We start from the raw sequence: 26,466 nt of genomic DNA, 5'->3' as shown, positions 1-26,466 counted from the left end.
CCGCACGGGGCCGTCCGCACGCCGGAGGGGCCCGTCGGGACCGGTCGATGCGCGCCCCCCACGGGGGCGCGGCGGAGGGCCGGGACGACACGCCGGGCGCTTCCGCCGGATGTCGTTGATCGGGCCCGCGGGCCCCGCTACCGTGAGAACACGATCCCGACGAACCGACCCGAGCAGCGCGAGAACCCCACCGGGGCGAGCGCTGAGGGGTGGAAGGCAGAACGATGAGCGACTCCACCCCGGACTCCGGGCGCTACGACCTCGGTCTGCTCTTCACCGACGGCCTCCCCGAGATGGACGCGAGCGCCGGATACCGCGGTGCCGTCGCTGCCCGAGCAGCGGGGATCACGTACCGCCAGCTCGACTACTGGGCCCGCACCGGCCTCGTCGAGCCCACCGTCCGCGGGGCCTCCGGCTCCGGCACGCAGCGCCTCTACGGCTTCCGCGACATCCTCGTCCTCAAGCTCGTGAAGCGCCTCCTCGACACCGGCATCTCCCTGCAGCAGATCCGCACCGCCGTGAACCAGCTCCGCGAGTCCGGCGTCGTCGACCTCGCGCAGACCACGCTCATGAGCGACGGCGCCAGCGTCTACCTCTGCACCAGCAACGACGAGGTCATCGACCTCGTGAGCCGCGGCCAGGGCGTCTTCGGCATCGCCGTCGGCAAGGTCCTCCGCGAGGTCGAGCACTCCCTCGTCGAGATCGACACGCAGACCGTGGATCCCACCGACGAGCTCGCGGCCCGCCGCGCCGTCAAGGCGTCCTAGACCCGAGCGCCCGCTCCGCCCGCCCGCGGCCCTCCACGGGCAGCGGTCCCATCCGCCGTGCGCGGGGCGCAGCGGCGTCGGTCGCCTTGACCCGCACGTGCTCACGCCCTCATCCGACAGGGGCCCGGGCGCACGCGCCACAGACGACTGACGCCGCCCCTCGAGGAGGAGCGGCGTCCGGAGAGCGCGCGGATCAGCGCGCGGCGTTCTCCGCGTAGTCGCCGATCTTCGCCGTGCGCATGATGCGCTCCAGCAGCTGGTCGAAGTTGCGCGCCATCTCCTGGGCGCTCTCGCCCGGCCATACGTGCAGCGGCTTCGCGGCGCCCTGCGCCTGCTGGAGCGAGGTGCGCTCTGGCAGCTGCGGGCTCAGCACGAGCGGGCCGAACATGTCGCGGAGCTCCTTGATGCGGAACTGGTGCTCGAGCGACTGCACCCGTGCGCGGTTGACGATGATGCCGAGGGGCTGCAGGCGCGGGGAGAGGCCGCGGCGGATCTCCTCGATGGCGCGCAGCGCGCGGTCGGCGGCGGCGACGGAGAAGAGGCCGGGCTCGGTGACGACGGTGACACGGTCGCTGGCCGCCCAGGCCGTGCGCGTGAGGGCATTGAGGGAGGGCGCGCAGTCGATGAGCACGAGGTCGTAGTCGGCCTCGACGTTGGCGAGCGCCTCCTCGAGCTTCCAGATGTCGCGGATGCTGGGGTGCGGCCCGTCGAAGTTGATGGCGGACGGGCTGCCGATCATGACGTCGATGGTGCCGGGGCGGCCCTTGGTCCAGCCGCTGGGCGCGATGGCCGCGCGGACGATCTTCTCCTTGGGGGAGGCCAGCACGTCGGCGACGTTGAGGTGGCCGGCGACCTGGATGTCCATGCCCGTGGACACGTCGGCCTGCGGGTCGAGGTCGACCACGAGGGTCCTCAAGCCGCGGGAGAAGGCGGCGGACGCCAGTCCCAGGGTCACTGTGGTCTTTCCCACGCCCCCCTTGAGGGAGCTGACGCTCAGTACATGCACGTGGGAGAGGCTACCGTCGATACTCTGGGAAGACCTAAACGCGGGGGTGCCCGAGCCCCATCCGACGAGAGGCCCCGCCATGTTCGAGAAGATCCTGGTCGCCAACCGCGGGGAGATCGCGATCCGCGCGTTCCGCGCCGCCGTCGAGCTGGGCGCCCGCACGGTCGCCGTCTACCCGTACGAGGACCGGCACTCGCTGCACCGGCTCAAGGCGGACGAGGCGTACCTGATCGGCGAGGAGGGGCACCCCGTCCGGGCGTACCTCGACGTCGACGAGATCATCCGCGTGGCGAAGGAGTCGGGCGCGGACGCGATCTACCCGGGGTACGGCTTCCTGTCGGAGAACCCGGACCTGGCGCGCGCCGCGGCGGCGAACGGCATCGTCTTCATCGGCCCCGACGCAGGCGTGCTCGAGATGGCGGGCAACAAGGTCACGGCCAAGGAGCACGCGACCGCGGCCGGCGTGCCGGTCCTCGCGTCGACGCCGCCGTCGACCGACGTGGAGCTGCTGCTCGAGCAGGCGGCGGGCATCGGCTTCCCGATCTTCGCCAAGGCCGTCGCGGGCGGCGGCGGCCGCGGCATGCGGCGCGTCGAGCGCGCCGAGGACCTGGAGGACGCGCTCCGCGCGGCGATGCGCGAGGCGGACAGCGCCTTCGGCGACCCGACCATGTTCCTCGAGCAGGCCGTCCTGCGGCCCCGGCACATCGAGGTGCAGATCCTCGCCGACGCCGCGGGGGAGACGGTGCACCTCTTCGAGCGCGACTGCTCGGTCCAGCGCCGGCACCAGAAGGTCGTGGAGATCGCGCCCGCGCCGAACCTGGATCCCGCGATCCGCGACGCCATGCACGCGCACGCCATCGCGTTCGCCCGGAGCATCGGCTACGTCAACGCCGGCACGGTCGAGTTCCTGCTCGACACCGACGGGCCGCGCGCCGGGCAGCACGTCTTCATCGAGATGAACCCGCGCATCCAGGTCGAGCACACCGTGACGGAGGAGGTGACGGACGTCGACCTCGTGCAGTCGCAGATGCGCATCGCGGCGGGGGAGACCCTCGCCGAGCTCGGCCTCCGCCAGGACGCGATCGTGCTGCGCGGCGCGGCGCTCCAGTGCCGCATCACGACCGAGGACCCGGCGCAGGGCTTCCGCCCGGACACCGGCAAGATCACGACGTACCGCTCGCCGGGCGGCGGCGGGATCCGCATCGACGGCGGCACGGTCGCGACCGGCGCGCAGATCAGCCCGCACTTCGACTCGATGCTCGCGAAGCTCACGTGCCGCGGGCGCGACTTCCCGGCGGCCGTGACGCGGGCCAAGCGCGCCCTCGCGGAATTCCGGATCCGCGGCGTCTCCACGAACATCCCGTTTCTCCAGGGCGTGCTCGACGACCCCGACTTCCAGGCGGGCGACATCAGCACGTCCTTCATCGACGAGCGGCCGGGCCTCGTGCGCAGCAACGTGTCGAAGGACCGCGGCACGAAGATCCTCAACTGGCTCGCCGACGTCACCGTCAACCAGCCGAACGGGCCGCGGACGGCGGTCGTGCGTCCCGCCGACAAGCTGCCCGACGTCGACCTCCGGCAGCCCGCGCCCTCGGGATCCCGCCAGCGGCTCCTCGAGCTCGGGCCGCGCGGCTTCGCCGAGGCCCTCCGGGCGCAGACCGCCCTCGCGGTCACGGAGACGACCTTCCGCGACGCCCACCAGTCCCTGCTCGCGACGCGCGTGCGCACCCGCGACCTCGTGGCGGTCGCCCCGTACGTCGCGCGCACGACGCCCGAGCTCCTGTCCGTCGAGGCCTGGGGCGGCGCCACCTACGACGTGGCGCTGCGGTTCCTCGGCGAGGACCCGTGGGAGCGGCTCGCGTCGCTGCGCGAGGCGCTGCCGAACGTCGCGATCCAGATGCTGCTGCGCGGCGCCAACACCGTGGGCTACACGCCGTACCCGACGGAGGTCACCGACGCGTTCGTGCAGGAGGCGGCATCCACGGGCGTCGACGTGTTCCGGATCTTCGACGCGCTGAACGACGTCGAGCGCATGCGCCCCGCGATCGACTCCGTGCTCGCCACCGGCACCACGGTGGCCGAGGTCGCCCTCTGCTACACGGGCAACCTGCTGGATCCCGCCGAGGACCTCTATACGCTCGACTACTACCTCGGCTTGGCGGAGCGGAGCGTGGCCGCGGGCGCGCACGTCCTCGCGATCAAGGACATGGCCGGGCTCCTGCGTCCCGCCGCCGCCGAGAAGCTCGTCACCGCGCTCCGCCGCGAGTTCGACCTGCCCGTGCACGTCCACACGCACGACACGGCGGGCGGCCAGCTCGCGACCCTGCTGGCGGCGAGCCGCGCCGGTGCCGACGCGGTCGACGTCGCGAGCGCGCCGATGTCGGGCACCACGAGCCAGCCGTCGGCGTCCGCGCTCGTCGCCGCCCTCGCCGACACCGAGCGCGACACGGGCCTCTCGCTCGACGCGGTCAGCGACCTCGAGCCGTACTGGGAGGCGGTCCGCCGCCTCTACCGGCCGTTCGAGTCCGGGCTCGCCGGGCCGACCGGGCGCGTGTACCGGCACGAGATCCCCGGCGGCCAGCTCTCGAACCTCCGGCAGCAGGCGATCGCGCTCGGCCTCGCCGACGACTTCGAGCTCATCGAGGACATGTACGCCGCGGCCGACCGGATCCTCGGCCGCATCCCCAAGGTCACGCCGTCGTCCAAGGTGGTCGGCGACCTCGCCCTCCAGCTGGCCGCCGCGAAGGCCGACCCGGCCGACTTCGAGCGGAACCCCCAGGACTACGACATCCCCGACTCGGTGGTCGGCTTCATGGCAGGCGAGCTGGGCGACCTGCCCGGCGGCTGGCCGGAGCCCTTCCGCACCCGCGTGCTCCAGGGACGCGACGTGCGCATCGGCGTCACGCCCGTGTCCGCCGAGGACCGCGCCGCCCTCGAGGCGCCGGGAGCCGCCCGGCGCCGCACGCTCAACCACCTCCTGTTCCCGCAGCCCACGGAGCAGTTCGAGACCATCCGCGAGCTGTTCGGCGACCTCTCCGTGCTCGACACGGACGACTACCTGCACGGCCTCCGCCCGGGGCAGGAGCACGCCGTGCGGATCAGCCGGGGCGTCGAGGTCCTCATCGCCCTGGAGGCCGTGGGCGACGCCGACGAGTCGGGGATGCGCACCGTCATGGTCGTCATGAACGGCCAGCTCCGCCCCGTGTTCGTGCGCGACCGCGGCATCGCCGTCACCACGGTCGCCGCCGAGCGCGGCGACCCGACGAAGCCCGGCCACGTGTCGGCGCCGTTCTCCGGCGTCGTCACGCTGAAGGTGGAGGAGGGCCAGGTCGTCGCCGCCGGCCAGCCCGTCGCGTCCATCGAGGCGATGAAGATGGAGGCGGCGATCACGTCGCCCGTCGCGGGACGCGTCGCGCGCCTCGCGGTGCCGACCACGCAGCAGGTCGACGCGGGCGACCTGCTCGTCGTCGTCGAGCCCTAGGAGATGAGCCACGAGATGACCGACACCCCGCAGGACCAGCAGCAGGACGACCGCTACGACCTGGTGATCGTGGGGGCCGGATCCGGCAACTCCATCGCCGACGAGCGCTTCGCCGACCAGCGCGTGCTGCTCGTCGACGACGGCGAGCACTTCGGCGGGACGTGCCTCAACGCCGGCTGCATCCCCACGAAGATGCTCGTGCACGTGGCGGACGTCGCGGCGGAGACGCGCGACGGCGCCGCGCTCGGCATCCGCGCATCGGTGGACGCCGTGGACTGGCCCGCGATCAGCGCGCGTGTGTTCGGCCGCATCGACGCGATCAGCGAGGGCGGCCGCGAGTGGCGCGAGAGCGGCATGGAGAACGTGACCCTGCTGCGCGAGAGCGTCGGCTTCGAGGCGCCGGGCGTGCTCGTGTCGGCGAGCGGGCAGCGGATCACCGCCGACCGGATCGTGCTCGCGGCGGGATCCCGTCCCCGTCCGCTGCAGGCGGTCTACGCGCCCGACCCCGACATCCACGACTCCGACTCGATCATGCGCATCGCCCAGCTCCCCGCCTCGCTCCTCATCGTGGGCGGCGGCTACGTCGCGGCCGAGTTCGCGCACGTCTTCAGCCACCTCGGCGTGCACGTGACGCAGGTCGCCCGCTCCGCGCACCTGCTCGGCAACCTCGACGCCGACGTCTCGACGCGCTTCACGACGCTCGCGCGCACGCAGTGGGACGTCATCACCGACTGCGAGGTCGAGGAGATCGAGCGCGACGGCGACGTGCTCCGCTCGCGCCTCGCCTCCGGCCACCTGGTCGAGACGGAGGCCGTGCTCGTCGCGCTCGGCCGCGTCCCCAACACGGACACGCTCGCCGTCGCGAACGCGGGCTACGACCTGCACGACGACGGCCGCATCGTGGTCGACGACCGGCAGCGCGTGCTCGCAGGCGGCGAGCCGGTGCCCGGCGTCTTCGCGCTCGGCGACATCAGCGCCGACCACCAGCTCAAGCACGTCGCCAACCACCAGGCGCGCGTCGTGCAGCACAACCTGCTGCACCCGGACGACCTGATCGGCGGGGCGCCCGGGCCCGTGCCGCAGGCGGTCTTCTCGCGCCCGCAGATCGGCTCCTTCGGGCTCACGGAGGCGGAGGCCCGCGAGGCCGGACCCGTCGTCACGATCGAGCAGCCCTACTCGTCCACCGCGTGGGGCTGGGCGCTCGAGGACACGACGTCGTTCTGCAAGCTCGTCATGGATCCGCGCGACGGCGGCACCCTCCTCGGCGCGCACATCATCGGCTCGGACTCGGCGGCGCTGATCCAGCCGCTCCTCATGGCCGCCAGCCTCGGCCACCCCGTGACGGGCCTCGCCCGGGCGCAGTACTGGCCGCACCCGGCCGTGACGGAGATCGTCGAGAACGCGCTGCTCGCCGCCGAGTCCGCGGTGGCCGACTGGGCACGGGAGAATGGACCGGGCCTCGCGCCCGCGGGCGCCGATCGACCCTGATCGCGGCCCGCAGGACCCACGGAAGCAGAGAATGACTGAACGACAGATCCGCCTGTTCGGCGATCCGGTGCTGAAGACCGTCTCCTCGGAGATCCACGAGATCGACGAGGGCGTGCGCGCCCTGGTCGAGGACCTCCTCGACAGCGTCCGGCCCGACGGCCGCGCCGGGGTGGCCGCCGCGCAGATCGGCGTGAACCTCCGCGCATTCAGCTACAACGTGGGGCCGGCCTTCGGCTACGTCCTCAACCCCGTGATCGAGGAGCTGCGCGGCGAGGCGGTCCTCGTCGACGAGGGATGCCTCTCGGTGCCGGGCCTCTGGTTCCCCACCATGCGCCACCCCGAGGCCGTGATCACCGGCATCGACCTCGACGGGAAGCCGGTCCGCATCGAGGGCACGGGCGTGCTCGCTCAGGCCTTCCAGCACGAGGTCGACCACCTCGACGGCCTGGTGTACCTCGACCGGCTCGACAAGCAGCGCCGCCGCGAGGCCATGAAGCAGGTGCGCGAGTCCGACTGGTTCTGATCGACGGCCCGCGCGTGCGCGGGCCGTCGATCAGGTCAGTGGACCAGCGAGTGCCCCTCCGTGGTCGGCGCCGCCTCGTAGATCCGCGTGATCACGTCGGCGAAGGCGTCCAGCACCACCTGGCGCTTGATGCTGAGCTTCGGCGTCAGGTGCCCGGCCGCCTCGGTGAGCTCCACGGGCAGCACGACGAACTTCCGGATGGACTCCGCGCGCGACACCGTCGCGTTCGCCGCGTCGACGGCCCGCTGCACCTCGGCCAGCACCGCCGGGTTCTGCGACGCCTGCTCGAGCGTCATCGCGGCATCCTGGTCGCTGTTCGCCAGCCAGACCTTGAGCATCTCGGGATCCAGCGTGATGAGCGCCGAGATGAACGGCCTCCGGTCGCCCGCCACCACGACCTGCCCGACGAGCGGGTTCGCGCGGATGGGGTCCTCGAGCGCGGCCGGGGCGACGTTCTTGCCGCCGGCCGTGACGATGATCTCCTTCTTGCGGCCCGTGATCGTGAGGTAGCCGTCCGCGTCGTAGCTCCCGAGGTCACCCGTGCGGAACCAGCCGTCGTCGAAGACGGCCGCGGTCGCCTCCTCGTCCTGCCAGTACCCGTCGAAGACGTTGACGCCCTTGACCTCGATCTCGCCCTCGTCGGTGATCCGCGTGGAGACGCCCGGCAGCGCGGGGCCGACCGTGCCGATGCGGAAGCCCTTCACGAGGTTGACGCTCACCGGCGCGGTCGTCTCGGTGAGGCCGTAGCCCTCGAGGATCGTGAGGCCGAGCGACCGGTAGAAGTGCCCGAGCCGGAGGCCCAGGGGCGCGGATCCGCTGACGGCGAAGCGCACGCGCCCGCCCATCGCCTGCCGGATCTTGGAGTACACGAGCGCGTCGAAGAGCTTGTACTGGAGCTTCAGCGCCAGCGGCACCGATCCGGCGTCGACGGCGACCGAGTGCGCGTACGCGACCTCGGCGGCCTTGCGGAAGACCTTCCCGCGGCCGGCGCCCTCGGCCTTCTGCTCCGAGGAGTTGTAGACCTTCTCGAACACGCGCGGCACCGCGAGCAGGAACGTCGGCTTGAACGACGCGAGCGCGGGCAGCAGCTGCGTGGTGTCGGCCTGGTGCCCGGTCTTCACGCCGGCCTGCACGTTGAGGATCGAGATGAAGCGCGCGAAGACATGCGCCGTCGTGATGAACAGGAGCGTCGACGCGCCGACCTGCACGACCTCCTCCATCGCCACCTCGGCGTTCCGCGAGAGCTCGACGAAGTTCGCGTGCGTGAGGATGCAGCCCTTGGGCCTGCCCGTGGTGCCCGACGTGTAGATGAGGGTCGCCATGTCCGAGCCGACGGCGATGTTCCGGCGACGCTCGATCTCGGCGTCCGGCACGTCGACGCCCTGCTCGGCGAGCTTGTCCAGGTCGGCGAGATCGATCTGCCAGACGCGACGCACCGCCGGCAGCTCCGGGTGCACCTCGTCGAAGCGCGAGAAGTGCTCGGCCGTCTCGAGGATCATCGCGACCGCGCCCGAGTCCTGCATGTTCCAGTGCACCTGGCCGGGGGAGGAGGTCTCGTAGACGGGCACGAGGACGGCGCCCGCGAAGAACACCGCGAAGTCGACGAGCGTCCACTCGTAGCGGGTCCGGCACATCATGCCGATGCGCTCGCCCGGCTCGATCCCCGCCACCACGAGGCCCTTGGCGAGGGCGACGACCTGGCGGTGGAACTCGGCAGCCGACACGTCGCTCCAGCCCCCGGTCCCGTCCGGCAGCGCGAACAGCGGAGCGTCGGGGCTCGTCCTCACGCGATGCACCAGGACGTCGGTGATGTTGTCGTCGGGTCTCGCCTCGACGACGGCGGGCATGGTGTGCTGTTCCACGGCAACTCCCTCGGTACCGGAAATGGATGTGGTCAGCCTATCGGCGGGGGACTCCCGGGCGCTCGTCCCCGGTCGGGGGCGTCCGGCACGTCAGTAGGATCGACGGGCGAGACGATGAGGAAGGGCCCGCGGAGTGCATGCAATAGGGATCGACATCGGCGGGACCAAGATCGCGGGAGCGGTGGTAGACGAGCTCGGCGTCATCGCGGCGGAGGAGCGCACGCCCACCGAGGCGAGCAGCCCGGACGCGATCGTGGAGGCCGTCGTCGGCATGGTCGAGCGGCTCCGCGCCCTGCACCCCGACGTCGTCGCGGTCGGCGTCGCGGCGGCCGGCTTCATCGACGCCGCGCAGTCCACCGTCTACTACGCCCCGAACATCAACTGGCGCAACGAGCCGGTGCGCGAGAAGCTGCGAGGCCGCATCGACCTCCCCATCGTCATCGAGAACGACGCGAACGCCGCCGGGTGGGCCGAGTTCCGCTACGGCGCGGGCCGTCTCGTCAGCGACATGGTGACCCTCACGATCGGCACTGGCGTGGGCGGCGCCATCGTCGCCGACGACCGGCTGTTCCGCGGCGGCTTCGGCGCGGGCGCGGAGCTCGGCCACATGCGCGTCGTCCCCGACGGTCTGCCCTGCGGCTGCGGCGCCCGCGGCTGCATCGAGCAGTACGGATCCGGCCGCGCGCTCCTGCGCACCGCCGACGAGCTGGCCGACCTCGGCGGCACGCACGGCGAGGGCCTCGCCGCCCGCCGCCGCGAGGTGGGCACGCTCACCGGCCACGACGTCAGCGACCTCATCCAGGCCGGCGACCCCGGCGCCCTCCTCGCCCTCCGCCGGCTCGGCGGCTGGCTCGGCGAGGCGGCCGCGAGCATCGGCGCGATCCTCGATCCCCAGATGTTCGTAATCGGCGGCGGCGTCGCGCAAGCGGGCGACCTGCTGCTCGACCCCATCCGCGAGGCGTACCTCGCGCATCTCCCGGCACGCGGCTACCACCCGGAGCCGGAGTTCCGCATCGCCGAGCTCGTCAACGACGCCGGCGTCGTCGGCGCGGCGGACCTCGCCCGTCGCCACGCGGCCGCGCTGCACCACGGGGCCTGAGCCCGGTCGCCGGGCTGCGGCGTCGCGCCTGCCCGGCCGCCTATGCTGGAGGCGACCCCACCCGGAAGGTGACCGACGATGTTCTACTGGTTCATGAAGAACCTGGTCGCCGGACCCCTCCTCCGGAGCACGTTCCGGCCCTGGGTCACCGGGATCGAGAACATCCCCGCCAAGGGCGGCGTGATCCTCGCGAGCAACCACCTCTCGTTCATCGACTCGGTCTTCCTGCCGCTCCTGGTGGACCGCAACCTCGTCTTCCTCGCGAAGAGCGACTACTTCACGGGAACCGGCCTCAAGGGCTGGGCCACCAAGATGTTCTTCACGGCCACGGGCATGCTCCCCATCGACCGCTCCGGCGGCAAGGCGTCCGAGGCGTCCCTCAACACGGGCCTCCGCGTGCTCGCCGAGGGCCGCATGCTCGGCATCTACCCCGAGGGCACGCGCAGCCCCGACGGTCGCATGTACCGCGGCCGAACGGGAGTCGCCCGCATGATCCTGGAGGGCGACGTCCCGGTCGTCCCGATCGCGATGATCGACACCGAGAAGGTCATGCCCATCGGCACCCGCATCCCGAAGGTCCGCCGGATTGGTGTGGTCATCGGCGAGCCGCTAGATTTCAGTAGGTTCGCCGGCCTCGAGGGAGACCGCTTCATCCTCCGCTCCATCACCGACGAGATCATGTACGAGCTCTCGAGGCTGAGCGGCCAGGAGTACGTCGACGTCTATGCGACCTCGGTCAAGGAGAAGCGCGCGAGCGCGGCCCGCTGACCGTCTCCCGCACAGCCTCCACCGCGCACCACGCGCACGACACGAACCGGGATCCCACCGTGGCCTCTGAGCACCTCGTCCCCGCCCATCCCGACGTCCTCGCGGGCCTCGACCACTGGCGCACCCTCGAGGTCAAGCAGCAGCCGCAGTGGCCGGATGCCGCGGCCGTGCATGCCGCGTCCGCCGAGATCGCCCTGCTGCCGCCCCTGGTCTTCGCCGGTGAGGTCGACCTCCTGCGCTCGCGCCTCGCCGCCGCCGCGGACGGCCGCGCGTTCCTCCTCCAGGGCGGCGACTGCGCCGAGACCTTCGCGGGCGCCACCGCCGACGCCATCCGCAACCGCGTGAAGACCGTCCTGCAGATGGCCGTGGTCCTCACGTACGGTGCGGCCATGCCCGTCGTGAAGATGGGCCGCATGGCGGGTCAGTTCGCGAAGCCCCGCTCGAGCGACTCCGAGACGCGCGGCGACCTGACGCTGCCCGCGTACCGCGGCGACATCGTCAACGGCTACGACTTCACGCCCGAGTCGCGCGCGGCGGATCCCGCGCGCCTCGTGAAGGGGTACCACACGGCCGCCTCGACCCTGAACCTCATCCGCGCCTTCACGCAGGGCGGCTTCGCTGACCTCCGCGAGGTGCACAGCTGGAACAAGGGCTTCGCCGCCAACCCGGCGAACCAGCGCTACGAGCAGCTCGCGCGCGACATCGACCGCGCCATCAAGTTCATGGAGGCCGCGGGCGCCGACTTCGACGACCTCAAGCGCGTCGAGTTCTACACCGGCCACGAGGGCCTCCTCATGGACTACGAGCGGCCCATGACGCGCATCGACTCGCGCACCGGCACGCCGTACAACACGTCGGCGCACTTCATCTGGATCGGGGAGCGCACGCGCGACCTCGACGGGGCGCATGTCGACTTCCTGTCGCGCGTGCGCAACCCGCTCGGCGTCAAGCTCGGGCCGTCGACCACTCCGGAGACTGTGCACGAGCTCATCGAGAAGCTCGACCCGGAGCGGGAGCCCGGTCGCCTCACCTTCATCACGCGCATGGGCGCCGGACGCATCCGCGACGCGCTGCCGCCCCTGCTCGAGGCGGTCAAGGCGTCGGACGCGAACCCCCTCTGGGTCACCGACCCCATGCACGGCAACGGCCTCACGACCCCCACCGGCTACAAGACGCGGCGCTTCGACGACGTCGTCGACGAGGTGCAGGGCTTCTTCCAGGCGCACCGGGCGGCGGGCACGCATCCCGGCGGGATCCACATCGAGCTCACCGGCGACGACGTCACCGAGTGCCTGGGCGGATCCGAGCACATCGACGAGGCGACGCTGGCCACCCGCTACGAGTCGCTGTGCGACCCGCGGCTCAACCACATGCAGAGCCTCGAGCTCGCCTTCCTCGTCGCCGAGGAGCTGGCCGCCGCGCGCAGCTGAGCCCGACCGCACGGCGATGCCCCGCGGCCCTCTGGGCGGCGGGGCATCATCATGCCGGGACTGGGTGGTTCGCGTCGGATCAGCCGGACGCGGTGATGCCGAGGTTCACGGTGGACCCGCGCCGGACCATGGCCCCGGCCTCCGGGCTGGCGGACGCCACGCGGGTGATGCTGTTGGGCAGCGCATCCCAGAACGCGGAGTACGCGTACTTGAACCCGGCCGCGTCGAGCGCCGCCTTGGCCTCGTCGCGCGTGAGGTCGACGACCTTCGGCACCGCGACGAGGTCCGGCCCCTTCGAGATCTCGAGCCCCACCTTGCTGCCGGTAGCGTCGCCGAGTCCGGAGCGCACAGGGTTCTGGTCGAGCTGGTAGACCGAGATGACCTCGCCCGCGTCGACGTCGTCGCTGAAGCTCTGCTTCCCCGGCTCGCCGACGAGGCCCGCCTGGGCGAGGGTCGCCTTGGCCTGGTCGACGGATCGACCGTTCACCTGCGGGATCTTGCCGGCGGCGACCACCAGGGTCACGGGCTGCTGCTCCGGGTACTGGGCGCCGATGGGCGCTCCCGACGAGTCCAGCACCTGCACGACCGTGCCCTCGGCGGCGTCGCCGTACTGCCGGACGGTCGCCTCCTGCACGACGAAGGGCACGCCCTCGAGGCGCGTGCGGGCGTCCGCCTCAGCGGCCCCGACCACGTCAGGCACGTCGAGGAGCCGCGGTCCGGTGGACGCGTACAGCGTGACGGTGGATCCCTGGTCGACGGGCGTCCCGGATGCCGGGACGCTGCGCGTCACGTGCCCCACCTCGACGTCCACGCTCGGCTCCTCGGCGCGCGCCACGACGAAGCCCTGACCCTGGAGCGTGCCGGCCGCGTCGTCGACGGCCATCGCCGCGACGGACGGCACCGGCACGCGCGCGCCCGGGCCCTGGCCGTAGTACCAGCCCGTGCCACCGGCGAGGGCGGCGAGCATCACGACGAGGAGCGCGAGCATCCAGCCGCGCGAACGGCGGCGCGAACCGGCCGCGGCCAGGGCGACGACGGACTCCGGTTCGGTGCGCTCGGTCTCCTGGCGTGTCATGACGGGCGGACCGCCCACGACCTGCGTCTCGCCCGTCGTGACGGACGGGAGCGCCGGGGCGCTCGGGAAGACGACGGTGCGCTGGAGCGGAGCCGGGTCCCCCGACCGCGCGTCGAGCCGGTTCTGGACGGCGTAGAGCTCGTCGAGGAGCGCCCGGGCGTCGCGCGGGCGCTGTTCGGGATCCCGTGCGGTCGCCCACAGCACGAGCTCGTCGAGCTCGACCGGGACGGACGCGTTCGCCGTGCTGGGCGTCGGCACCTGGTCGTTCGCGTGCTGGTACGCGATCTGCATGGGCTGCTCGCCCTTGAACGGCTGCTCGCCGGCGAGCATCTCGTACATCATGATGCCCACCGCGTAGATGTCGCTGCGGGTGTCGGCGATGCCCCGGGTGACGAGCTCGGGGGAGAGGTACGCGATGGTGCCGAGGAGCGCCTGCCCGGTGGCGGTGTTCGCGCTGACGGCGCGCGCGAGCCCGAAGTCGCCGATCTTGATGCGCCCGTCGTCCGCGAGCAGCACGTTCTCGGGCTTGAGGTCGCGGTGGACGATGCCGGCCTTGTGCGCGGCGGCGAGACCCGAGAGCACGGCCTCGAGGATGTCGAGCGTCTGCTCGGGCGTCAGCCGCTCGTACTCCTGCAGCAGCTCGCGCAGCGTCATGCCGGGGAGGTACTCCATGACGAGGTACGCCATGTCGGAGTCCTGGCCCTGGTCGAAGACGTTCACGACGTTGGGATGCGCCAGCCGTGCCGCCGAGCGCGCCTCTTGGATGAAGCGGTCGCGGAACGCGCTGTCGTCGGCGAGGTGCCCGTGCATCACCTTCACGGCGACGCGGCGCTCGAGCCGCAGGTCGGTCGCGACGTAGACCGTCGCCATGCCGCCGCGCGCGATGCGGGACCTGACCTGGTATCGACCGTCGAGGAGACGGCCGATCATGGGGTCGGTCGGGCTGGAGGTCACTGGTCGATTCTAGGGATCGCGGGTGCCGGGGCCTCCCCGGCACACCGGTGCGCCGCCTGCCGGGTGCGCCTGGGGATCGGCGTCAGCCGATCTCGTCGAGCCAGGCCCAGGCCGACGCCTCCCACTTCGCGTACGCGTCGGGGTAGGCCGAGTACTGCACGGCCTGCGCGGCCTGCGTGACGGTCATCGACGTCCACCCGGCGATGTCGAGGAGTCCCCTGGTGGCGCCCGGATTCGGGTTCACGGGACCGCCGAAGAACGCCTGCGCGGCGAAGTAGGGGTTGTGCAGCTGCTCGGGCGCGCCCCAGCCCTGGCTCGGGCGCTGCTGGAACAGCCCGATGGAATCGCGGTCGCCCCAGTCGAGGTTGCGGAGCGTCGACTCCTGCGCCGCGGTCGCGAGCGCGATGACGAGCCCGTAGTCGCTCACGCCGGCGGAGCGCCCGACCTCGACGATGACCCGCGCGTTGCGGCGCATCTCGTCGGTCATGATCGTGGTCCCGTCGAGCGACGCGACCTGCACCACGGCCGTCGACGCGTGAGGGATGGTGAGCTTGCTGCCCGCGTAGATGATGCTCGACCAGTTGAGCCCGTTGGCGTTGAGGAGGTCCTGCACCGTGACGCCGGACTTCGTCGCGATGCTGTGCAGGGTGTCGCCGGTCGCGATCGTGTACGTGCCGGAGAGGCCCTGCTTCGCGGCGGGCGACGCGCTGGCGGGAGCGGAGGGCGCCGACGTCGCGGTGGATCCCGCTCCCGGGATGGAGAGGCGGTTGCCGGGGAAGATGGTGCTCGTCGCCTGCAGGCCGTTCGCCTGGAGGACCGACGACGTCGAGACGCCGTGCTTCCCGGCGATGCCGGTCACGGTGTCGCCCGCGACCACCGTGTAGCTCGCGCCGGCTCCGCTCGAGGCCGCGGCGGGAGCCGCCGTCGAGGCGCCGGTGCCGGAGCCGGAGCCGCCGAGCGTGAGCGTCTGGCCGGGGAAGATTGTCGTCTTCCAGCCGAGGCCGTTCTGCGCGAGCACCGAAGCGGTGGAGAGGCCGAAGCGCCCGGCGATGGTGGAGACGGTGTCGCCCTGTTCGACCACGTAGGTGGCAGGCGCCGCGACCATGGGCGCCGCCGCCGGAGCTGCCATCGGAGCCGCGACGCGGGGGAGCTTGGTCTGCGTCGCACCGGACTTGGCCTTCGGCATGCGCTTGACGGGGGCGGCCTCGGCGGGCGTCGCCATTCCGAGGCTCACCGCGAGGGAGCCGACGAGCACGATGGGCATGGTCGCGAGCAGCGCCTTGGAGCGGCGGTTCGCCGAGCGTCCCGTGGCGGTGTCCGAGGACCGGCTGGGGTCGCGAGGAGAGGTGGGTTCGGTCATGGGCATGCTGGTCTACTCCGGCCGTCGTGCTCGATTCCCTGATGCAGGTGTTCCACGTTAACACGCAGCGAGAGAAAAGCGCACATAAGGGACGGATGTGACTGGAGTGAACAGCGACACGCGTCTTCGGCGGATAGGCAGCGGATCGACGACCCCGAGCGTGTCGTCGCCAGGGCACCGGGTCCCGGTGTCGGCTCCGGACGTGCCAGCATGTGAGGCGTGAACGAGCCCTATTCCGACCGTGAGTGGTTGACCGTCCCCGATCTCGTCGACCTCCTGGGTCTCACCGTCAGCCGCGTGCGTCGGCTCATCGAGGACAGGCGCCTGCTGGCCGTCCGTCTCGACGGAGTGCTCAAGGTGCCGGCCGTCTTCCTGCGGGACGGCGAGCCGCTGTCCGAGCTGCGGGGCACGATCATGGTGCTCGGCGACAACGGCTTCACCGACGAGGAGGCCATGCACTGGCTCCTCATGGAGGAGCCGAGCCTCGGTGCGGCCCCCGTGGATGCCCTGCTCGCCGGGCGCAAGGCCGAGGTGCGGCGCGTGGCCCAGGCCAGCGCCTGATCCCCTCCATCGCGGTCGTCGACCGCCCGGCGCGAGCCGCTCGGGTCGCGATCAGGTCACGCGGCGCGTGACGCTGTCGACGAGCAGCTCGAGCTGGTTCCTCGCGCGGGAGCCGATGGGTGCGTCACGCAGCGCCGCCAGCGACTCGCGCACGTGACGCGCGATCATCCCCTCGACCTCGTCGAGGGCCCCGCTCTCGCGGAGGATCGACTGGAGCACGCGGATCTGCTCGTCGTCGAGGTCCGGATCGCCGAGGAGCGCGTCCACCGTGCGGCGCACCCCGTCCGGGAGCCGGCGGCGAGCCAGCGCGATGAGGACGGTGCGCTTGCCCTCGCGGAGGTCGTCACCGCTCGGCTTCCCGGTCACTTCGCTGTCGCCGAAGACGCCGAGCACGTCGTCGCGCAGCTGGAACGCGATGCCGAGCGGCAGCCCGACGGCACGTAGGGCCGCGACCTGCTCGGGCGTCGCCCCGGCCAGGCTCGCGCCGACGACGAGCGGGGCCTCGATGCTGTACTTCGCGGACTTGTAGACGATCACGTTGTGGGCGCGGGCGAGCGTGTCCTCCTCGGGCACGGTCGGCCACGCGACCTCCTCGAGCACGTCGAGGTACTGGCCGAGCGTGACCTGGGTCCGCATCGTGGCGAGCTCGGCGCGGGTGGCGCGCGCCGCCGACCCGTCCGCGAGTGCGAGGAGCGAGTCGATGAGGAGCTCGTCGCTCCATCCCAGGAGCAGGTCGCCGAGGAGGGTCGCGCCTGCCTCGCCGAAGCGCGGTGAGGATCCGACCCAGCCGCCGGCGGCGTGCAGTGCCTCGAAGCGGCGGTGCGCGGCGGGCCGGCCGCGACGCGTGTCGGAGCGGTCGATGATGTCGTCGTGGACGAGCGCCGCGGCGTGGAAGATCTCGAGGCCCGCGGCGACGCCGACGACAGCGCGGTACCCCGGGCGCTCCTCGCCCTGGGGGCGTCCGGCGGGAGAGGGCTCGAGGTCGATGACCGAACGCCAGCCCCAGTAGCAGAACTGCGCGCGGAACCGCTTGCCGCCTCTCAGCAGATCCGAGGAGAACTCCTGGATGGGCACAAGATCCGGGCTGATCTCCCGGAGTCCCGCCGCCTGCGCCGTCAGGAAGTCGTCGAGGCGGGTCTGGACGTGGCTGACGAGGCGGTCGCTTTCGGGCACGCGCCTAGCCTAGCCAGGGGCAGGGAGCTAGAATTCACGGGTGAACACCAACGCGTCGTCCCGAGCCTGAGGGGAACATGATGCCGCTTTCCGAGCAAGAGCAGCGCCTGCTGGAGGAGATGGAGCGCAGTCTCTATCACAACGACGCAGACTTCGTGGCGACCGTCAGCGGTCGCCGCAGCAGACCGAACTACACGATGGTCGTGGTCGGGGTGCTGGTCATCGTCCTCGGCATCGCCGCCCTGGCCGCCGGCGTCATCACCAAGCTGGCCATCATCGGCATCCTCGGCTTCGCGGTCATGATCGTCGGAGCGCTCCTCATCTTCAGCCCGCGCGACTCGGCTGCCGGTGCGTCGACGTCCACGTCCGCTCCCGCGCCCGGCCGAGGCGGCGCCAAGCGGCCTGCCTCGTCGTCCTCCTTCATGGACAGGATCAACGAGCGCTGGGAGAAGCGCCAGGGCGGTCAGGACTGACCTCCGACTGAGGCGTTCCTCCACCGCCCTCCACTCGACCCGAAGGGGCCGATCCCAAACAGGGATCGGCCCCTTCTTCTGTCTCCTCCGCCGCCCACATCCCTCCCCGGCGCCCCGCCGGCAGTCCTCGGACCGCCCGTGGGGCGCTTCTGCGTGCCCGCGGCGCGCCGGTCCTCGCATCGCCCTCCACATCCCTCCCCACGAGAAGGGCCAGCAGATCACTGGGATCGGGGGACAGTCCCCGCGAATTCACCCCGCGTCCCTGGCGGTGGGTGGAGGGCTGTGGAGTAAAGTGGAGCAAGTCCTGAACCACGGCCGGAGAGACAGGGGGTGTCGGTGTGTTCCTCGGCACCCATTCGCCTCGTCTCGACGACAAGGGGCGGCTCATCCTCCCCGCGAAGTTCCGCGACGAGCTCGAGGGCGGCGTCGTCATGACGCGCGGCCAGGACCGCTGCATCTACGTGTTCACGACGCGCGAGTTCGAGGAGCTGCACGACCGGATGCGCCAGGCGCCCCTCGCGAGCAAGCAGGCGCGGGACTACATGCGCGTCTTCCTGTCCGGCGCGAACGCCGAGACGCCGGACAAGCAGCACCGCATCACCATCCCGCAGGCGCTCCGCACCTACGCGGGCCTCGACCGGGAGCTCGCGGTCATCGGCGCGGGCAGCCGCGTCGAGATCTGGGACGCCGGCACGTGGGACGAGTACCTCACCGCCAACGAGAGCGCGTTCGCCGACACCGCGGAGGAGGTGATCCCCGGCCTGTTCTGACCCCGGCCCCTGACTCCCAGCCGTCCTACGCCCTGCCGCACTTCCCCGGTGGCAGGTCGGGACGGATGGGGATCAGGAGCCGCGGACAGGACAGCGGGATGCCATGGCCCTCGACGACATCCACACCCCCGTCCTCCTCGAGCGGTGCCTCGAGCTGCTCGCTCCCGCCCTCCAGGGCGAGGGCGCCGTGCTCGTCGACGCCACCCTCGGCATGGCCGGCCACTCCGAGGCGTTCCTCGACGCGCTGCCTGGCCTCCGGCTGGTCGGGCTCGACCGCGACCCCGACGCCCTCGCCATCGCGGGGGAGCGACTCGCGCGCTTCGGCGACCGGGTCCACCTCGTCCACACGGTCTACGACGGCATCGGGCGCGCGCTGGACGGGCTCGGGATCGGAGAGGTGCAGGGTGTGTTCTTCGACCTGGGCGTCTCGTCGCTCCAGCTCGACCGCGTCGAGCGCGGCTTCTCCTACTCGCAGGACGCGCCCCTCGACATGCGCATGGACGGGACCGCGGGCCTGACCGCCGCCCAGGTGGTGGCGGAGTACGACGAGCTCGAGCTGCGCCGGATCTTCTACGACTACGGCGAGGAGAAGCTCGCCCCCCGCTACGCCAGCCGCATCGTCCAGGCGCGCGAGGTGGAGCCGATCACCACGTCGGCGCGGTTGGTGGAGATCATCCAGCAGGCGACGCCCGCCGCGGTGCAGCGGGCCGGGCACCCGGCCAAGCGGGTCTTCCAGGCGCTGCGCATCGAGGTCAACCAGGAGCTGAGCGTGCTGGCCCGCGCCATGCCCGCCGCCATCGATCGTCTGGCCGTCGGCGGACGCGTGGTCGTCGAGTCGTACCAGTCCCTGGAGGACCGCATCGTGAAGCGCGAGCTGCGCGCTCGGTCCACGAGCACCGCGCCCGTCGGGCTCCCCGTCGAGCTCCCCGAGCACCGACCGGAGCTGAAGCTCCTCGTCCGCGGCGCCGAGCTCGCGGACCAGCACGAGATCGCCCAGAACCCCCGCGCCGCTTCCGTCCGGTTGCGCGCCGCCGAACGAGCCAGGAGGCGACACGCATGACCGATGCAGCACGCGCGACCGCGCGTCCCCGGATCCGGCCGTCGGCCGAGCCGCCCACCCGCCACATCGAGGTCGTCGCCACCCGCGGCCAGCGTCGCGCCCGACCGCGCACCGTCTACGCGGTGATCGTGGTGGGCGGGCTCTTCGCCGTCCTCCTCGCGCAGCTCCTGCTCTCGATCGGCCTGTCCGACGGGGCCTACGCGATCCAGTCGTTGCAGCAGCAGCAGAAGGAGCTGGACCGCACCCACCAGGCGCTGACCGAGGACGTCGACCGGCTCTCGTCCCCGCAGAACCTGGCGCGGAACGCGCAGGCCCTCGGCATGGTCGCGAGCGCATCGCCCTCCTTCCTCTCGCTCGACGGCACCATCCAGGGCACCCCGCAGGCGAAGGACGGCGCCACGACGGCGCTCACCGCCGACACCCTCATCGGCAACTCGCTCCTCTCCGGGGTCCCGCTCACCATCGAGAGCGACCCGACGAAGCGCGCGGCCGCGCTGCAGGCCGCGACGGCGCAAGACGGTGCCGCCGCGGTCGACCCCGGCTCGGCCATCCCCGGCTCCGCCGAGGCCTCAGGCGGAGTGACCGCCGGGACCCCGAGCGCGCCTCCCGCGTCCGGCGCGGCCTCCGGGCTAGCGTCGGCCACGTCGATCCCGACCCCGCAGACCCGCTGATCACGTCCTGCGCCGAGAGGCGCAGGACACCGCACGACACCGCTCCCACGGAGCACCGCACCGCACCGCAGGCATCGAGAGGAACATCCGAGTGAGCACGATCTCGAACCGACGGCGCATCGCCTTCTCCCTCATCGCGATCCTCGCCGTCATCGGGGTCTTCGTCGTCAAGCTCATCGACATCCAGGTCGTGCAGGCCACGGAGCTCAACGAGGAGGCGCTCGGCAAGCGGGCCATCTCGCAGACACTGCCCGGCGTCCGCGGCAGCATCTACGACGCCGACGGCAAGGTGCTCGCGGACAGCGTGCTCCGCTACGACGTGACGATGGATCCGTCCAAGGCCGGCGACTTCACCCGGACGGTGACGGGCGACGACGGCAAGCCGGTCAAGCAGGACGTGTCGCTCGCGGACGCCGAGGCGCAGCTGGGCGCGATCACCGGGCAGAAGCCCGAGGAGATCGACGGGCTCATCACGGGAGCGCTCGCCAAGGACCCCAAGTCGCTGTTCGGCTACGTGACCAAGGGCGTCGACGTCGACGCGTACCTCGCCATCCGGGACCTCAAGATCCCGTGGATCTACTTCCAGGCCGTCTCGAGCCGCACCTACCCCAACGGGCAGATCGCGGGCAGCATCCTCGGCTACATCGCGGGCGACGGGACGATCAAGGCCGGGCTCGAGCAGGAGTACGACTCCTGCCTCGCCGCCCAGGACGGCGCGCAGACGTACGAGCGCGGCGCGGACGGCGTGCCCATCGCCGGCAGCACCGTCACGCAGAAGCCGGCCAAGGACGGCAGCGACGTGATGACCAACATCGACACGGACCTCGAGTACTTCGCGCAGACCGCCGTCGCCGAGCAGGCCGTGAAGGTCGGCGCCGACTACGGGCACGCGACCATCGTCGAGGTGAAGACGGGCAAGGTCCTGGCGGTCGCCGAATACCCGTCCGTGGACCCCAACGACGTGTCCGCCACGAAGCCCGAGGACCGGGGGAGCCGCGCGTTCAGCTCGCCGTTCGAGCCCGGATCCACGCTCAAGGCCGTGACCGCCGCCGCGCTCCTCGACTCGGGCAAGGCCGACGCGGGCACGCACGTGGTGGCGCCGTACACGTTCACGCGCCCGAACGTGAAGCTCAGCGACAGCTACGTCCACCCCGACCTCCACTTCACGCTCGCGGGTGTGCTCATGGACTCCTCGAACACGGGCATCTCGGCGCTCGGCGAGCGCCTCTCCGCCCAGGATCGCTACGACTACCTCAGGGCGTTCGGGGTGGGCGGCGACACCGGCCTCGGCTTCCCCGGCGAGAGCAGCGGCCTGATCCGGCCGTGGCAGGAGTGGGACCCGCAGACCAACTACGCGACCATGTTCGGCCAGGGCCTCACGACCACGGCGCTGCAGGTCGCGAGCATCTACCAGACCATCGGCAACCACGGCGTGAAGCTGCCGCTGTCGCTCGTCTCCGGCTGCAAGGCCGCCGACGGCACCGTCACGGACCAGCCCTCGACCCAGGGCACGCAGGTCGTCTCGCCCCAGGCGGCCGACTCGACCGTGAACATGCTCGAGACGGTCGTCACCGACGGGCACCTCTCCAAGGACCTCACGATCCCCGGCTACCGGGTGGCCGCGAAGTCCGGCACGGCGCAGGTCGCGGAGGCCGACGGCAAGTACGGCAAGAACTACCTGGTGTCGATCGCGGGCCTCGCGCCGGCCGAGGACCCCCAGTACGTCGTGTCGATCAGCCTGGCCAATCCGGATACCATGAAGTCCTCGGCGGCCGCGGCGCCCGTCTTCCAGAAGATCATGTCCCAGGTCCTGAAGACGTACCGGGTGCCCCCCTCCACCGTGCCGTCCCCGAACCTCGCCACGACCTACTGAGAGATGAGGGCGATGACCTCCCCTGCCACTCCCGCCCTCCGCCCCGAGCATCCCGTCGCACGGTCGCTGTCCGGCCTGGTGAGCGACTTCGCGCTCGACGTCGTCGGCGACGTGGACGACGTGGAGGTCACGGGCGTCACCCTGTCCTCCGGCGACGTGCAGCCCGGCGACCTGTACGTCGGGCTCCGGGGGGTCCGCGTGCACGGCGCCCGCTTCGCCGCCGACGCGGCGGAGAGCGGCGCGGTCGCGGTGCTGACCGACCCCGACGGGCTCGCCGACGCCCAGGGCTCCGGCCTCCCGGTGATCCTCACCCCCGACCCGCGCGCCGCCCTCGGCGACATCTCCGCATGGGTCCACCGCTCGGCCGAGAATCCGGCGACGCTCTACGGCGTGACGGGCACGAACGGCAAGACGAGCGTGGTGTACCTGCTCGACGGCCTGCTCCGCCAGCTCGGCGTGGTGACCGGGCTCACGTCGACGGCCGAGCGCCGCATCGGCGAGGAGAGCATCACCAGCCGGCTCACGACGCCCGAGGCGAGCGAGCTGCACGCGCTCCTGGCGCGCATGCGCGAGGCCGAGGTACGCGCAGTGACGATCGAGGTGTCGGCGCAGGCCCTCACCCGGCACCGCGTCGACGGCCTGGTGTTCGACGTGGCCGCCTTCATCAACCTGAGCCACGACCACCTCGACGACTACGCGGACTTCGAGGAGTACTTCGACGCCAAGGCCGCGTTCTTCGACCCCGACCGCGCGCGCCGCGGCGTCGTCTCGCTCGACACCGAGTGGGGCCAGCGCATCGTGGACGGATCCCGCATCCCGATGACCACGATCGCCTCGAAGCCCGGCGTCGACGCCGACTGGACCGTCACGGTGCTCGAGCAGACGCCCGACTCGACCGGTTTCCGCCTCGAGGGGCCCGACAACCGGGTGCTCGTCTCGCGCGTGCCCGTGCCCGGCTGGTTCATGGCCGCCAACGCGGGGCTCGCCATCGTGATGCTGGTCGAGTCCGGCTACGACCTCGACGCGGTCGCCCACGTGCTCGACCGCGACGGCGGCATCCAGGCGTACATCCCGGGTCGCGCCGAGCGCGTCTCCGGCGACACCGGCCCCCTCTTCTTCGTCGACTACGGGCACACGCCCGACGCCTTCGAGCAGACGCTGCAGGCGCTGCGTCCGTTCACGCCGGGGAAGCTCGTGATGGTGTTCGGCGCCGACGGCGACCGCGACACCACGAAGCGCGCCGAGATGGGCGCGATCGCGGCCCGCCTCGCCGACGTCGTGGTCATCACCGACTACCACCCGCGCTACGAGGACCCGGCGTCCATCCGGGCGAGCCTCATCGCTGGTGCGAAGGCCGCGGTCCCCGACCGCGAGATCCACGAGGTGCCCGACCCCGCCACGGCGATCCGCACCGCGGTGTCGCTGGTCGGCGAGGGGGACACCATCCTCGTCGCCGGACCCGGGCACGAGGACTACCACGAGGTGGCCGGGCGCAAGATCCCGTTCTCCGCCCGTGACGACGCGCGCGCGGCCCTCCGCGACGCAGGCTGGAGCTGACATGATCGCCCTCACCCTCGCCGAGATCGCCGAGGCGGTCGACGGCCGCCTCCTGCTGCGCGGCGACGCGACCGCGCAGACCGTCGTCGACGGCGCGGTCGACACCGACAGCCGGCTCATCGGCCCCGGCGGGATCTTCGTGGCCAAGCCCGGCGAGGAGACCGACGGGCACCTCTTCGCGCCGAAGGCCGTCGAGGCGGGCGCCGCGCTGCTCCTCGTCGAGCGCGAGCTCGACCTGCCCGTGCCCCAGGTGCTCGTGCCCGACGTCGTCGACGCGCTCGGCCGGCTGGCGCACGAGGTCGTGGCGCGGGTGCGCGCGCTCGGAGGCCTGCGGATGGTGGCGGTCACCGGATCCAACGGCAAGACCACCACGAAGAACCTGCTCCACGCGATCCTCGAGACGCAGGGCGAGACCGTGTCGCCCATCGCGTCCTTCAACAACGAGGTCGGCGCGCCGCTCACCATGCTCAAGGTCACGCGCACCACGCGGTTCCTCGTGGCGGAGATGGGCGCAAGCGGGCTGGGCGAGATCACGCGCCTGATCCGCATGGCCAAGCCCGACGTCGGCATCGTGCTCACCGTTGGCCTCGCGCACGCGGGCGGCTTCGGCGGCATCGAGCGGACGCTCGTGACGAAGACCGAGATGGTCAAGGACCTCCTGCCCGAGGACACGGCCGTCCTCAACGCGGACGACCCGCGCGTCTCCTCCATGAGCGACAAGACGGAGGCACCCGTGCTCTGGTTCGGCCGCGACGCGCGGGCCGCGGTCCGCGCCACCGACATCGTCGCCTCCGCGGCGGGCACGACCTTCACGCTCCACCTGCCGGACGGATCCACCCGACCCGTGTCCTTCCGCGTGCTCGGCGAGCACCACGTCACCAACGCGCTGGCCGCGGCGGCGGGCGCCTGGGCGCTCGGCGTCGACGGCGACTCCATCGTCTCCGCTCTCCAGACCGTGCAGCGCGCCGAGCGCTGGCGCATGGAGGTGCTCGGCGGCAACGGCGTCACGATCATCAACGACGCCTACAACGCGAGCCCCGACTCGATGGCGGCCGCCCTCCGCACGCTCGCGCAGATCCGCGGACCGGAGCAGCGCACGGTCGCCGTGCTCGGCGAGATGAGCGAGCTCGGCGAGTTCTCCGAGGAGGAGCACGACCGCGTGGGCCTCCTCGCGGTGCGCCTCAACATCGGTCAGCTCGTGGTGGTCGGCCGCCCCGCGCGCCGCCTGCACCTCGAGGCCATCGCGCAGGGCTCGTGGGACGGCGAGTCGATCTTCGCGGAGGACGCGGCCGAGGCCCGCGAGATCCTCGACCGGATCCTCGGCGACGGCGACCTCGTGCTCGTGAAGTCGTCCAACTCCGCCGGGCTACGCTTCCTCGGCGACGAGCTGGGGGAGAAGTACGCGTGGTAGCCCTCCTCTTCGCGGGCGCGTTCTCGCTCGCCTTCACGCTCTTCCTCACGCCGCTGTTCATCAAGCTGTTCCACCGTCTGCAGTGGGGCCAGTTCATCCGCGACGACGGACCGCAGACCCACCACACCAAGCGCGGCACCGCCACGATGGGCGGCATCGTCATCATCCTGGCGAGCGTGCTCGGCTACTTCGTGGGGCACCTGCTCACATGGGACGGGATCCGCTTCGACCCCGTGACGCCGTCGGGCCTGCTGGTCGTGTTCATGATGGTCGGCCTCGGCTTCGTCGGCTTCCTCGACGACTACCTGAAGACCCGCAAGCAGCAGTCGCTCGGGCTCGGCGGCTGGCAGAAGATCGCCGGCCAGGTCGTCGTCGCGACCGTGTTCGCGGTGCTCGCCATCACGCTGCGCGACCCGGTGTCCGGCCTCACGCCCGCATCCACCGCCATCAGCCTGTTCCGCGACCTGCCGCTCGACTTCATGGCGCTCGGCGCGGTCATCGGCACGGGCCTGTTCATCGTCTGGATCTGCCTCATCGTCGCGAGCGCCTCGAACGGCGTGAACGTGGCCGACGGCCTCGACGGCCTCGCGGCGGGCGCGTCGATCTTCTCGATCGGCTCCTACGTCATCATCGGCTTCTGGCAGTTCAACCAGTCGTGCGACAGCGTCTCCAGCTACCAGAACGAGTACCGCTGCTACGAGGTGGCGAGCCCGCTCGACCTCGCGATCATCGCGGCCTCCATCGTGGGCGCGCTCATCGGCTTCCTCTGGTGGAACACCTCGCCCGCGCAGATCTTCATGGGCGACACCGGCTCGCTGGGCCTCGGCGGCGCGCTGGCGGCCCTCGCGATCCTCAGCCGCACCGAGCTGCTGCTCGTCTTCATCGGCGGCCTGTTCGTGATCGTCGCGGGCTCGGTGGTCCTGCAGCGCATCTACTTCAAGCTCACGCACGGCAAGCGCATCTTCCTGATGAGCCCGCTGCACCACCACTTCGAGCTGAAGGGCTGGGCGGAGGTCACGGTCGTCGTGCGCTTCTGGATCATCGCCGGGCTGCTCGTGGCGGCGGGCGTCGGCACCTTCTACCTGGAATGGATCACGCAGTAGA

21 protein-coding genes are annotated in these 26,466 nt (G+C 71.7%); 16 read left to right on the top strand and 5 right to left on the bottom strand.

What is annotated here, in order from left to right; all coding sequences use genetic code 11:
• The first annotated feature begins 224 nt into the window (after positions 1–224).
• Positions 225–767 (top strand): MerR family transcriptional regulator, encoded by a 543-nt coding sequence (locus NL142_RS09900; RefSeq protein ID WP_012038569.1) that lies wholly within the window; start codon positions 225–227, stop codon positions 765–767.
• 193 nt (positions 768–960) lie between these two features.
• Here NL142_RS09900 and NL142_RS09895 read toward each other — a convergent pair whose 3' ends face one another.
• Positions 961–1,773: a ParA family protein gene (locus NL142_RS09895; RefSeq protein WP_012038568.1), complete on the bottom strand. Its 813-nt coding sequence runs from the start codon at positions 1,771–1,773 to the stop codon at positions 961–963.
• Between the two features lie 79 nt (positions 1,774–1,852).
• Here NL142_RS09895 and NL142_RS09890 point away from each other — a divergent pair, with 79 nt between their 5' ends.
• From NL142_RS09890 to NL142_RS09880, 3 genes are read left to right on the top strand one after another with little or no spacing between them, the layout of a single operon-like run.
• The gene (locus tag NL142_RS09890) at positions 1,853–5,254 is read left to right on the top strand and encodes a pyruvate carboxylase (protein WP_435079145.1); all 3,402 of its coding nucleotides are present in this window, start codon (positions 1,853–1,855) and stop codon (positions 5,252–5,254) included.
• A gap of 15 nt (positions 5,255–5,269) precedes the next feature.
• Positions 5,270–6,742 (top strand): mycothione reductase, encoded by a 1,473-nt coding sequence (locus NL142_RS09885; protein ID WP_435079143.1) that lies wholly within the window; start codon positions 5,270–5,272, stop codon positions 6,740–6,742.
• Between the two features lie 31 nt (positions 6,743–6,773).
• Positions 6,774–7,265: a peptide deformylase gene (locus tag NL142_RS09880; RefSeq protein WP_104234875.1), complete on the top strand. Its 492-nt coding sequence runs from the start codon at positions 6,774–6,776 to the stop codon at positions 7,263–7,265.
• A gap of 35 nt (positions 7,266–7,300) precedes the next feature.
• Here the strand turns inward: NL142_RS09880 and NL142_RS09875 are convergent, their stop codons facing one another.
• The gene (locus NL142_RS09875) at positions 7,301–9,127 is read right to left on the bottom strand and encodes an AMP-dependent synthetase/ligase (RefSeq protein WP_435079140.1); all 1,827 of its coding nucleotides are present in this window, start codon (positions 9,125–9,127) and stop codon (positions 7,301–7,303) included.
• 133 nt (positions 9,128–9,260) lie between these two features.
• Between NL142_RS09875 and NL142_RS09870 the strand changes: the two genes are divergently transcribed.
• From NL142_RS09870 to NL142_RS09860, 3 genes are all read left to right on the top strand, one after another.
• Entirely contained in the window at positions 9,261–10,226 is a 966-nt protein-coding gene (locus tag NL142_RS09870) for an ROK family glucokinase (protein WP_043586454.1), read from the top strand.
• Positions 10,227–10,304: 78 nt separating this feature from the next.
• On the top strand, positions 10,305–10,994 hold the full coding sequence (locus NL142_RS09865; RefSeq protein ID WP_012038562.1) for a lysophospholipid acyltransferase family protein: 690 nt from the start codon (positions 10,305–10,307) through the stop codon (positions 10,992–10,994).
• A 59-nt stretch (positions 10,995–11,053) separates the two neighbouring features.
• Positions 11,054–12,424, top strand: coding sequence for a class II 3-deoxy-7-phosphoheptulonate synthase (locus NL142_RS09860; RefSeq protein WP_194682376.1), 1,371 nt, complete (start codon positions 11,054–11,056; stop codon positions 12,422–12,424).
• Positions 12,425–12,503: 79 nt separating this feature from the next.
• Here the strand turns inward: NL142_RS09860 and pknB are convergent, their stop codons facing one another.
• Both pknB and NL142_RS09850 read right to left on the bottom strand, forming a co-directional pair.
• Positions 12,504–14,453: a Stk1 family PASTA domain-containing Ser/Thr kinase gene (gene pknB / locus NL142_RS09855; protein WP_435079137.1), complete on the bottom strand. Its 1,950-nt coding sequence runs from the start codon at positions 14,451–14,453 to the stop codon at positions 12,504–12,506.
• Positions 14,454–14,535: 82 nt separating this feature from the next.
• Positions 14,536–15,819 (bottom strand): LysM peptidoglycan-binding domain-containing protein, encoded by a 1,284-nt coding sequence (locus NL142_RS09850; RefSeq protein WP_435079135.1) that lies wholly within the window; start codon positions 15,817–15,819, stop codon positions 14,536–14,538.
• Positions 15,820–16,032: 213 nt separating this feature from the next.
• Between NL142_RS09850 and NL142_RS09845 the strand changes: the two genes are divergently transcribed.
• Complete coding sequence (locus NL142_RS09845) at positions 16,033–16,374, top strand: Rv2175c family DNA-binding protein (RefSeq protein ID WP_194682379.1); 342 nt, start codon at positions 16,033–16,035, stop codon at positions 16,372–16,374.
• Positions 16,375–16,425: 51 nt separating this feature from the next.
• Here the strand turns inward: NL142_RS09845 and NL142_RS09840 are convergent, their stop codons facing one another.
• Positions 16,426–17,547, bottom strand: a complete 1,122-nt coding sequence (locus NL142_RS09840) for a polyprenyl synthetase family protein (protein WP_194682380.1) — start codon at positions 17,545–17,547, stop codon at positions 16,426–16,428.
• A gap of 77 nt (positions 17,548–17,624) precedes the next feature.
• On the opposite strand from NL142_RS09840, the gene NL142_RS09835 reads away from it, so the two are divergent.
• From NL142_RS09835 to mraY, 8 genes are all read left to right on the top strand, one after another.
• Positions 17,625–18,020, top strand: a complete 396-nt coding sequence (locus tag NL142_RS09835) for an SCO2097 family morphological protein (RefSeq protein ID WP_194682381.1) — start codon at positions 17,625–17,627, stop codon at positions 18,018–18,020.
• A 338-nt stretch (positions 18,021–18,358) separates the two neighbouring features.
• Positions 18,359–18,790, top strand: a complete 432-nt coding sequence (mraZ, locus tag NL142_RS09830; protein WP_012038555.1) for a division/cell wall cluster transcriptional repressor MraZ — start codon at positions 18,359–18,361, stop codon at positions 18,788–18,790.
• A 103-nt stretch (positions 18,791–18,893) separates the two neighbouring features.
• Positions 18,894–19,850, top strand: coding sequence for a 16S rRNA (cytosine(1402)-N(4))-methyltransferase RsmH (rsmH, locus tag NL142_RS09825; RefSeq protein ID WP_043586462.1), 957 nt, complete (start codon positions 18,894–18,896; stop codon positions 19,848–19,850).
• The gene (locus tag NL142_RS09820; RefSeq protein WP_104234864.1) at positions 19,847–20,521 is read left to right on the top strand and encodes a cell division protein FtsL; all 675 of its coding nucleotides are present in this window, start codon (positions 19,847–19,849) and stop codon (positions 20,519–20,521) included. The genes rsmH and NL142_RS09820 overlap by 4 nt, the downstream gene beginning before the upstream one ends.
• Positions 20,522–20,612: 91 nt before the next feature.
• Positions 20,613–22,394, top strand: a complete 1,782-nt coding sequence (locus tag NL142_RS09815; RefSeq protein WP_435079130.1) for a peptidoglycan D,D-transpeptidase FtsI family protein — start codon at positions 20,613–20,615, stop codon at positions 22,392–22,394.
• Between the two features lie 12 nt (positions 22,395–22,406).
• Positions 22,407–23,951, top strand: a complete 1,545-nt coding sequence (locus NL142_RS09810; RefSeq protein ID WP_435079128.1) for a Mur ligase family protein — start codon at positions 22,407–22,409, stop codon at positions 23,949–23,951.
• Position 23,952: 1 nt separating this feature from the next.
• Entirely contained in the window at positions 23,953–25,362 is a 1,410-nt protein-coding gene (locus NL142_RS09805) for a UDP-N-acetylmuramoyl-tripeptide--D-alanyl-D-alanine ligase (protein WP_435079126.1), read from the top strand.
• Positions 25,356–26,465, top strand: coding sequence for a phospho-N-acetylmuramoyl-pentapeptide-transferase (gene mraY, locus NL142_RS09800; protein WP_012038549.1), 1,110 nt, complete (start codon positions 25,356–25,358; stop codon positions 26,463–26,465). Before NL142_RS09805 ends, mraY begins: the two co-directional genes overlap by 7 nt.
• Position 26,466 lies beyond the last annotated feature (1 nt).

The organism is Clavibacter quasicaliforniensis (assembly GCF_051201715.1).
Taxonomy (GTDB): Bacteria; Actinomycetota; Actinomycetes; order Actinomycetales; family Microbacteriaceae; genus Clavibacter; species Clavibacter seminis.
This window is presented reverse-complemented; position numbering and strand designations above follow the sequence as displayed.

Excerpts from the sequence above, each read along its gene's own strand:
- NL142_RS09880 (WP_104234875.1), top strand. The coding sequence starts at position 6,774 with ATGACTGAACGACAGATCCGCCTGTTCGGCGATCCGGTGCTGAAGACC.
- rsmH (WP_043586462.1), top strand. The coding sequence starts at position 18,894 with ATGGCCCTCGACGACATCCACACCCCCGTCCTCCTCGAGCGGTGCCTC.
- NL142_RS09810 (WP_435079128.1), top strand. The coding sequence starts at position 22,407 with ATGACCTCCCCTGCCACTCCCGCCCTCCGCCCCGAGCATCCCGTCGCA.
- NL142_RS09820 (WP_104234864.1), top strand. The coding sequence starts at position 19,847 with ATGACCGATGCAGCACGCGCGACCGCGCGTCCCCGGATCCGGCCGTCG.
- NL142_RS09885 (WP_435079143.1), top strand. The coding sequence starts at position 5,270 with ATGACCGACACCCCGCAGGACCAGCAGCAGGACGACCGCTACGACCTG.
- NL142_RS09890 (WP_435079145.1), top strand. The coding sequence starts at position 1,853 with ATGTTCGAGAAGATCCTGGTCGCCAACCGCGGGGAGATCGCGATCCGC.
- NL142_RS09835 (WP_194682381.1), top strand. The coding sequence starts at position 17,625 with ATGATGCCGCTTTCCGAGCAAGAGCAGCGCCTGCTGGAGGAGATGGAG.
- NL142_RS09865 (WP_012038562.1), top strand. The coding sequence starts at position 10,305 with ATGTTCTACTGGTTCATGAAGAACCTGGTCGCCGGACCCCTCCTCCGG.
- NL142_RS09850 (WP_435079135.1), bottom strand. The coding sequence starts at position 15,819 with ATGCCCATGACCGAACCCACCTCTCCTCGCGACCCCAGCCGGTCCTCG.
- NL142_RS09900 (WP_012038569.1), top strand. The coding sequence starts at position 225 with ATGAGCGACTCCACCCCGGACTCCGGGCGCTACGACCTCGGTCTGCTC.
- NL142_RS09805 (WP_435079126.1), top strand. The coding sequence starts at position 23,953 with ATGATCGCCCTCACCCTCGCCGAGATCGCCGAGGCGGTCGACGGCCGC.